Consider the following 7,785-nt stretch of genomic DNA (forward strand, 5'->3'; position numbering starts at 1 on the left):
GGATCACGTGATCCGGCGGCCCCCGGCCGCTTCCCGCGCCGTCCTGGTCAGCCGTCGCCGCCCCAGGTGACCGGCAGTTCGTGGACGCCGTAGTGGAGCATGTCGGAGCGCAGCGGGACGCTCGCCGCGTCGGCGGCAAGGCGCAGGTCGGGGAAGCGGTCGAAGAGAGCGGGCAGTGCGGTACGCAGGATGCCGCGCGCCAGGTGCTGGCCGATGCACTGGTGCTCGCCGTGCCCGAAGGCCACGTGGCCCTGCGTGGCGGCGGTGATGTCCAGCCGGTCGGGCGTACCGAAGTGCGCGGGATCCCGGTTCGCGGCGGGGAGCAGCGCGACGACGGTGTCACCGGCCTTGATGTGCACGCCGTTCAGCTCGACGTCCTCCAGCGCGGCACGGCTCGCCCCCAGGTGCGAGATGGTCAGGTAGCGCAGCAGCTCCTCGACCGCGTTGTCGGCCAGTTCGGGGCGGGCTTGCAGGGCGGCCAGCTGGTCGGGGTGGGACAGCAGCGCGAACGTGCCGAGGGCGAGCATGTTGGCCGTGGTGTCGAAACCGCCGCCGAGCAGCGCCCAGGCGATGTTCACGAGCTCCTCGTCGGTGAGGCCGTCATCACCGGCCAGCTCGCTCAGCAGGTCCGTGCCGGGCGCGGCACGCTTCGCCGCGATCAGCTCCTGCAGGGTCTCGGCGATGACCGTGCACGCGGTGATCAGCTCCTCGACCGGGTACGACATCCGGGACAGCACCGCAAGGTGCTCGCGGAGCGGTTCGCGGACGCCGTCGGGCACCCCGAGCATCTCGCACATCACCTGGACCGCGAGCGGCTCGGCAAAGACGCCCACCAGGTCCGCGGGCCGCCCGGCGCGCTCCAGCGCGTCGAGGTGCCGCTCCGTCAGCCGGGTGATCATCGGGGACAGGCCGGCGATCGCCCGCATGGTGAACGACCGGGTCAGGCGCCGCCGGTAGCGCGAGTGGTCGGGCTGGTCCATCTTGATGAAGGCGCCCGGCGCGGCGGGCGCCGGACGGTACTCGGTCATCGGGAACGGCGGCGGGATGGGCAGGCCGATCAATTCGTTGCGGTGGCTGAACCGCCGGTCGCTCAGCACAGCGCGGACGTCGGAGAGCCGGGTGACCAGCCACCCGTCGCCGTCACCCGGCGCAAGGGTCAGCTTCAGCGGCGCGACCGGGCAGGTCTCGCGCAGCTGGGCGTATTCGGCGGGCGGGTCGAAGGGGCACGTCCGCGCCGTGGACAGGGTGGTCATGAGGCCTCCAAGGACGCGGTGCGCATCCGCTGCTCGATCGCGTCGGCGGCCCGCACCGCTCCGCCCGCCGCGCGGATGTGACGTTGCATCTGCCCTGCGCGCTCGCGCATCCCGGCGTCGCCCGCGACCTTCTCCACAGCCGCCCGCAGCATCTCCACGGACGTGTCCTCGCGCTGCACCACCAGGGCCAGGCCCAGTTCGGTCAGCCGCTTGGCGTTGATGTGCTGTTCCGGGTGGTGCGGCACGGCGACCATGGGCACGCCGGCCCGCAGCGACTCAAGGACGCTCCCCATCCCCGACTGGCACAGGAAGACCGAGGTGTGCCGCAGGACGTCGGCGAGCGGGACCCAGGCGTGCGCCTCCACGTGGGGCGGCAGCGGGCCCAGCTCGTCCGGGGAGATCCGGCCGCCGAGCGCGAACACCGTGTGCCACGGCAGCTCGGCGAAGGCCTCGACGCAGCGCCGGAAGAAGTCGGGCTGGTTGTTGACGGTGGTGCCGAGCGAGACGAGCAGCACCGGCCTGCCGTCCGCCGGCGGCTGCCACTGCGTGCCGCCGGCCTCCCCGGCCGTCGGCCCGACGAACAAATGCCGTTCGTCGAAGGTGTCGGCGGCGAACTGGAACTCCTTCGGCACGAACGCGACCGTGAACTCCTCGCGCCCGAAGAAGAGCTCGGCCTGGCGCTCCTCCGGCAGCCCGGTACCGGCTGCGATCTGCCGCAGCCGGTCACCGAACTCGACGATCGCCGGGTGCTCCCTGTCGATCTGTCCGGCGAACTCCTGGTGCTGCTCGCCGAGGTTGTAGTGCTCGTTCGAGATGAACGTCGGCGACAGCTGAACGGTCGGCCGGTCCCAGCGGATGGCCAGCAGGCGCCCGGTCAGCCAGAGCGTGGTGTCGTACGCGATCACGTCCGGCGCCCCGTCCGTGAAGCCTTCCTCGATCGCCGGGAGCACGGCCATGCTCGCCTTGAGGCTCTTGAGCGGAGCCCGCGCACATTCGTCGGCATCGACGATGTCCGGGGGCGGATCGGAGGAGAGCGGCGGGTCGTACAGCAGGGCCCGCGCGCCGGTCGCACGGACCCGGGGCAGGAACTCCTCGGTGGCGAAGCAGGTCACCCGGTGGCCGCGCGCGACGAGTTCGGCGACCACCGGGAGCACCGGCAGCATGTGCCCGTACGCCGGATAGGGCAGGAACGCGATGTGCCGGGGCTGCCGGTCAGCCGCGTCGGCGGGGAGCGTGCCGGTCATGACGCCGCGCACCGGGCCTCGATGGTGTCGGCGGCGAGCGCGGGCCCCTGCCGTGCCGCGATGCTCGCGGACAGCTCCCGCACCCGCCCGCGGGTCTGATCGTCCGCCGCGAGATCCAGCACCGCGGCACGCAGCCCCTCGGCGGTCAGCTCGTCGGGCGCGATGGCCCGGCCAAGACCCAGCTCGGTCAGCCGCCCGGCCACCACGTCCTGCTCGCCGGTGCGGGGCACGACGACCGGCGGCACACCGAAGGAGAGCGACTCCATGGTGCTGCCCATGCCCGCGTGCGACACGAAGGACGAGGCGTGCCGCAGGACCGCCGGCTGCGGCACCCAGGGGTGGGTCTCGACGTTCGACGGGAGCGGTCCGAGGTCGTCCGGGGTGACCAGGCCGCCCAGTGACATGACGACGTGCCAGGGCAGGTCGCCGAGTGCGGCGAGCGCGTCGCGGTAGAAGGCCGCCTGGTTCTCGTAGCCGAAGCTGCCGAGCGCGACGAGCGCCACCGGGCGGTCGTCGTCGGGCCGCTGCCAGCCGCCCTGCCGCGCCCGGTCGCCGATGCACGGCCCGACGAAGACGGTCCGCTCGTCGAACGTCTCGACGCCCGGCTGGAACTCCGGCGCCACGAAACACAGGGTCCGTTCCTCGGCGGCGCCCGTGAACTCCTCGTTGGACCAGTCGCCGAGCCCGTGCGCGTCCAGCGTGCCGCGCAGCAGCTCGCGGTGCTTGACCAGGGCCGGGTGCTCGGGGTCGGGCAGCGCCATGCTCGCGGCGAACTCGGCATACGGGTTGCACTTCTCGCTGACGGCGATCGTGGTCGCGCACAGCACCGAGGGCAGCCGCCACTTGCGTGCCAGCAGCCGGCCGGTCGCGTAGCCGAACGCGTCGTAGACCATGACGTCCGGGCGGTCGCCGTCGAGCCGCGCCGCCGCCTTGTCGAGCGGCGCCAGCGCCTCGGTCAGGTGGGTCACCGAGGCCTCGGCGATGTCGTCGGCGGTGACCTTCTGCGGGATGGCCACGGTGTTCCAGGCCTTCGGCACGACGGACTCGTACGTGAACACCTCGGCGCCGGTCGCGGCGACCGCTTCGGCGAACTGCTCGGCGACCACGTACGTCACCCGGTGGCCGCGGCGCACCAGTTCGGCGGTCACCGGCAGCGTCGGGTTCACATGGCCGTGTGCCGGATAGTTGAAGAACGCGATGTGCAGGCCGCTCATCGAAGTCCCGCCTTCTGTGTCGGTCCGGCTCCGGTCTGCTGGGCGTGTGCGGCGGCCTGCGCCTGCTGTGCGATCTTCATGACGTACTCGCCGTAGCCGGACTTGGCCATGCTCGCGCCGCGCCGGTGGCAGACCTCGGCGTCGACGAGGCCGCGGCGCAGCGCGATCTCCTCGATGCAGGCGATGCGCACCCCCTGGCGGCGCTCCAGCACCTGGACGTACTGGCTCGCGTCGAGCAGCGAGTCGTGGGTGCCGGTGTCCAGCCAGGCGAAGCCGTGGCCGAGGTCGATCACCTTGGCCTTGCCCTCCAGCTGGTAGGGCCGGATGACGTCGGTGATCTCCAGTTCGCCGCGCGCCGAGGGCGTCAGGTTCTTGGCGATGTCCAGCGCGCGGTTGTCGAAGAAGTACAGCCCGGTGATGGCGCGGTTGGTGCGCGGACGGGCCGGCTTCTCCTCGATGCTGACCAGCCGGCCCCGCTCGTCGACCTCACCCACGCCGTAGCGCTCCGGGTCGGAGACGGGGTAGCCGAACAGCACGCAGCCGTCCAGGTCGCGCCGGCTGTCCTGGAGGAACTCGGCCATGTGGGGGCCGTAGAAGATGTTGTCGCCGAGGATCAGCGCGATGGAGTCGTCGCCGGCGAAGTCCGCGCCGATGATGAACGCCTCGGGCAGGCCGCGTGGCTCGGGCTGGACGGCGTAGCTGAGCTCGAGGCCGAGTTCGGAGCCGTCACCGAGCAGACGCTGGAAGAGCGGCTGATCCTCGGCCGTCGATATGATCAGGATGTCCCGGATGTCCGCGAGCATGAGCACGGACAGCGGGTAGTAGATCATCGGCTTGTTGTAGACGGGCAGAAGCTGCTTGGAGACGGCATGGGTCACAGGGTGCAGGCGGGTGCCCGCGCCTCCCGCGAGGATGATGCCCTTCATGAGTGAGTCACTTCCGTAGCTGGCGCGTGGGCAGAGCTTGGCCGTTCGGTTCGACGCAGCAGGGACTCGACGGCGTCGGCGCCGCGCGCGGCGCCGCCCGCCCGGTGCACCTGACGGCGCATCGCGGCCACGGCTGTGGTGATGCGGGGGCTGGAGGTGACCTCGTCGACCGCGGCACGGAGCGCGGCCTCACCGGCCGCCCCCCGCGGCACGACCCGGCCCAGGTCGAGGCCGGCCGCCCGCCGGGCGATGACCCGCTGGTCGACGTGGTACGGCACGAGCACCATCGGGACCCCGTACGCGAGGGATTCCATGACGCTGCCCATGCCGGCGTGGGTGACGAACGCGGCGGCGTGCCGCAGCACCTCGGGATGCCGCAGCCACTGGTGGACTTCGACGTTCCCGGGCAGCGGGCCGAGCTCGGCCGCGGTGACGCGGTGGCCGAGGGTCACCACGACATGCCAGGGGGTCCCGGCGAGCGCCCGGATGCAGGAGCGCAGGAACGCCGCCTGGTCGGGGGTGTAGGAGCTGCCGAGGGACAGCAGCAGCACCCGGGAGCCCGCCGGCGGCTGCCAGCCGCCGGTGTCCGGGACGTCGTCCAGGCACGGACCGATGAACGCGAACCGCTCGTCGAAGGTCTCCGGGGCGATCTGGAATGCCTTCGGCAGGAAGACGATGTTGTCCCCGTGCTCCGGGCCCGCGCTCTCGGGCGGGACGCCGTCGAGCCCGCACTCGGCGAGCAGCCGCCCCTTGCGCGCGACGAACTCCGCGATCGAGGGATGCTCCGGGTCGATCGGCTCCTGCGGCCCCGTGTCCTCCCCGGCCTGCGCCTCGGACATCGAAAAACCCGGGCCGGACGCCATGGTCGGGCACAGCTGCAGCACCGGAACGTCCCAGGCGCGGCCGAGCAGCCGGGCGCCCTCGGACGCCGCCAGGTCGTGGGCGAGGAGGTCGGGGCGGTCCGCCCCGAGACGGGCCACCGCCGCCGGCAAGGGGGCGATCGCCTCCTCGAAGAAGGTGAGGACGGTCTTCAGAACCGGCCCCGTCAGGCCGTCGGCCCACGGGAAGCCGGACTCGTAGACGACCGGCTCCACCCCCGCTTCCTCGACCATGTCCGCGAAGGGCTCCGCCACCAGGCAGGTCACCCGGTGCCCGCGCCGTGCCAGCTCGGCCAGCGTGGGCAGCGCGGGCGCGATGTGCGCATACGCGGGGAAGGTGAAGACACCTATGTGCCGCTGCCGGCCGTGTCCCTGCCGACGCGGTGATCCGGCCCTCGGTGATCGTCCGTTCACGGCGCGAGTATGTACCGGCCCGTGCGGCGCCATCGAGCGGCCGACGGCAAGACTAGGGCTTCCGCTAGCCACCGAGGACCAAGCTGGTCGCTGATCCGAATCAGTCAGCCCAGCCCACCGGGCCAGCCTCGACAGGGAGACACGGTCACAGATGAACGCTAGCGAGAGTCCACCGCGCCGCCGTCGCGGCCGGCGCACGCGAACCATGGTTGTGGCGGTTGCGCTGGCGGTCACGGGCAGCTTGGTCTACGCGACGACGTCTCAGGGGCGCCCGTCGGAAGCGGAAGACACCGTGCCGCTCACCACGGTCGTTCCGCAGCCCGTGCAGGTCTCGACCGACGCGGGTGTCGCCTTCGGCCTCGACGCGGACGACGCGATCTATGCGTCCGAAGGCTCCGCCTCCGCGAAGGCGGCAGCGCAGTTCCTGGCCGGACTGCTGCGCAAGCCCACGGGATACGACCTGCCGGTCCGCAGCCTGTCCCCGGGGGACACCCCGGAGGGCATCGTGCTCTCCCTCGGCGGGAAGAACGAGGTGACCAAGCAGGAGGGCTACCAGCTGGACATCGATGCCAAGTCCGTCCGCATTCGGGCCGACGACCGCGGGGGCCTCTTCAACGGCATCGCGACGCTGCGCCAGCTCCTGCCGGTGAAGGTCGAGCGGAAGCAGCAGACGGCCGGCCCCTGGCGCGTTCAGGGCGGCCGGATATCCGACGCGCCGCGCTACGGCTACCGCGGCGCGATGCTCGACGTGGGCCGGCACTTCATGCCGGTGAAGAACGTCAAGAAGTACATCGACACCATCGCCCGTTACAAGGTGAACAACCTGCATCTGCACCTCACCGACGACCAGGGGTGGCGCATCGCCGTCAAGTCCTGGCCCAAGCTCACCGAGATCGGCGGCAAGACCGGCGTCGGCGGCATGCTCGGCGGCTACTTCACGCAGGCCGACTACAAGGACATCGTGCGGTACGCGGCGGCGCGCGGCATCACGGTCATCCCGGAGATCGACGGTCCCGACCACGCACACGCCGCGCTGGCTTCCTACGCCGAGCTGAACTGCGACGGCAAGGCGCTGCAGCCCTACACCGGCTTCGCCCAGAGCCCCGACGGCAAGCTGTGCGTGGACAAGGACATCACCTACAAGTTCCTGGACGACGTGATCGGCGAGCTCGCGGACCTCACGCCCGGCCCGTACATCGCCATCGGCGGTGACGAGACGCAGACCAGGTCCAAGGCCGAGATGGACACGTACTTCGGCAAGGTCAACGAGATCGTCAAGAAGCACGGCAAGAAGCCCTACGGCTGGATGGAGTCCGCGGGCTCGATGCCCAAGAAGGGGTCGCTGAGCGAGTACTGGGCCCCCGGGATCAGTGACGACGAGCTGATCGCAGCGGGCAAGGCGGGCGGCAAGGTCGTCATGGCGCCGGCCTCCAAGGCGTACCTCGACATGAAGTACACCAAGGACTATCCCGAGTATCCGATCGGGCAGACCTGGGCCGGCACCGTCACGGTCAAGGAGTCGTACGACTGGAACCCTGACACGCACCTCAAGGGCCTGCCCGCGAAGGCGGTCGCCGGCGTCGAGGCGCCCATGTTCACCGAGACCACGTTCGGCATCCACCAGGTGGAGGACCTCGCTTTCCCGCGGATGCTGACGATCGCGGAGATCGGCTGGGCGAAGGCGTCCTCGCACGACTGGAAGACCTTCGCGCCGCGCCTGGCAGCGCAGGGACCCCGCCTGCGCGAGGCCCGCGTGAACTACTACCGGGCCCCCGGCGTGCCCTGGCCGATGGGCAGCTGACGCCTCGGCCGGCGCCCCCTCTCTTCCGGCGCCTGCCCCGCGCACAGGCGGGGCA

Annotated in this window: 6 protein-coding genes; 1 reads left to right on the top strand and 5 read right to left on the bottom strand. The window is 71.4% G+C overall.

The annotated features are described in order from the left end of the window. Positions 1-47: 47 nt before the first annotated feature. Genes ACFWZ5_RS43285 through ACFWZ5_RS43305 form a run of 5 tightly spaced genes read right to left on the bottom strand, consistent with a single transcriptional unit; the run spans position 48 to position 5,929 of the window. Complete coding sequence (locus ACFWZ5_RS43285; RefSeq protein ID WP_384790812.1) at positions 48-1,253, bottom strand: cytochrome P450; 1,206 nt, start codon at positions 1,251-1,253, stop codon at positions 48-50. After that, positions 1,250-2,497 (bottom strand): macrolide family glycosyltransferase, encoded by a 1,248-nt coding sequence (locus ACFWZ5_RS43290; protein ID WP_384790809.1) that lies wholly within the window; start codon positions 2,495-2,497, stop codon positions 1,250-1,252. Before ACFWZ5_RS43290 ends, ACFWZ5_RS43285 begins: the two co-directional genes overlap by 4 nt. Then, entirely contained in the window at positions 2,494-3,711 is a 1,218-nt protein-coding gene (locus tag ACFWZ5_RS43295) for a macrolide family glycosyltransferase (RefSeq protein WP_384790806.1), read from the bottom strand. The genes ACFWZ5_RS43290 and ACFWZ5_RS43295 overlap by 4 nt, the downstream gene beginning before the upstream one ends. Continuing rightward, entirely contained in the window at positions 3,708-4,637 is a 930-nt protein-coding gene (gene rfbA, locus ACFWZ5_RS43300) for a glucose-1-phosphate thymidylyltransferase RfbA (RefSeq protein ID WP_384790802.1), read from the bottom strand. The genes ACFWZ5_RS43295 and rfbA overlap by 4 nt, the downstream gene beginning before the upstream one ends. Beyond that, positions 4,634-5,929, bottom strand: a complete 1,296-nt coding sequence (locus ACFWZ5_RS43305; protein WP_384790799.1) for a macrolide family glycosyltransferase — start codon at positions 5,927-5,929, stop codon at positions 4,634-4,636. The genes rfbA and ACFWZ5_RS43305 overlap by 4 nt, the downstream gene beginning before the upstream one ends. A gap of 292 nt (positions 5,930-6,221) precedes the next feature. Here ACFWZ5_RS43305 and ACFWZ5_RS43310 point away from each other — a divergent pair, with 292 nt between their 5' ends. Next, positions 6,222-7,730, top strand: a complete 1,509-nt coding sequence (locus ACFWZ5_RS43310; protein WP_384790796.1) for a beta-N-acetylhexosaminidase — start codon at positions 6,222-6,224, stop codon at positions 7,728-7,730. Positions 7,731-7,785: the final 55 nt, after the last annotated feature.

This window comes from Streptomyces sp. NPDC059003 (assembly GCF_042740445.1).
GTDB lineage: Bacteria > Actinomycetota > Actinomycetes > Streptomycetales > Streptomycetaceae > Streptomyces.

Bases quoted from the DNA above. Each gene is read 5' to 3' on its own strand.
- ACFWZ5_RS43285 (WP_384790812.1), bottom strand. From the start codon at position 1,253: ATGACCACCCTGTCCACGGCGCGGACGTGCCCCTTCGACCCGCCCGCC.
- ACFWZ5_RS43290 (WP_384790809.1), bottom strand. From the start codon at position 2,497: ATGACCGGCACGCTCCCCGCCGACGCGGCTGACCGGCAGCCCCGGCAC.
- ACFWZ5_RS43295 (WP_384790806.1), bottom strand. From the start codon at position 3,711: ATGAGCGGCCTGCACATCGCGTTCTTCAACTATCCGGCACACGGCCAT.
- rfbA (WP_384790802.1), bottom strand. From the start codon at position 4,637: ATGAAGGGCATCATCCTCGCGGGAGGCGCGGGCACCCGCCTGCACCCT.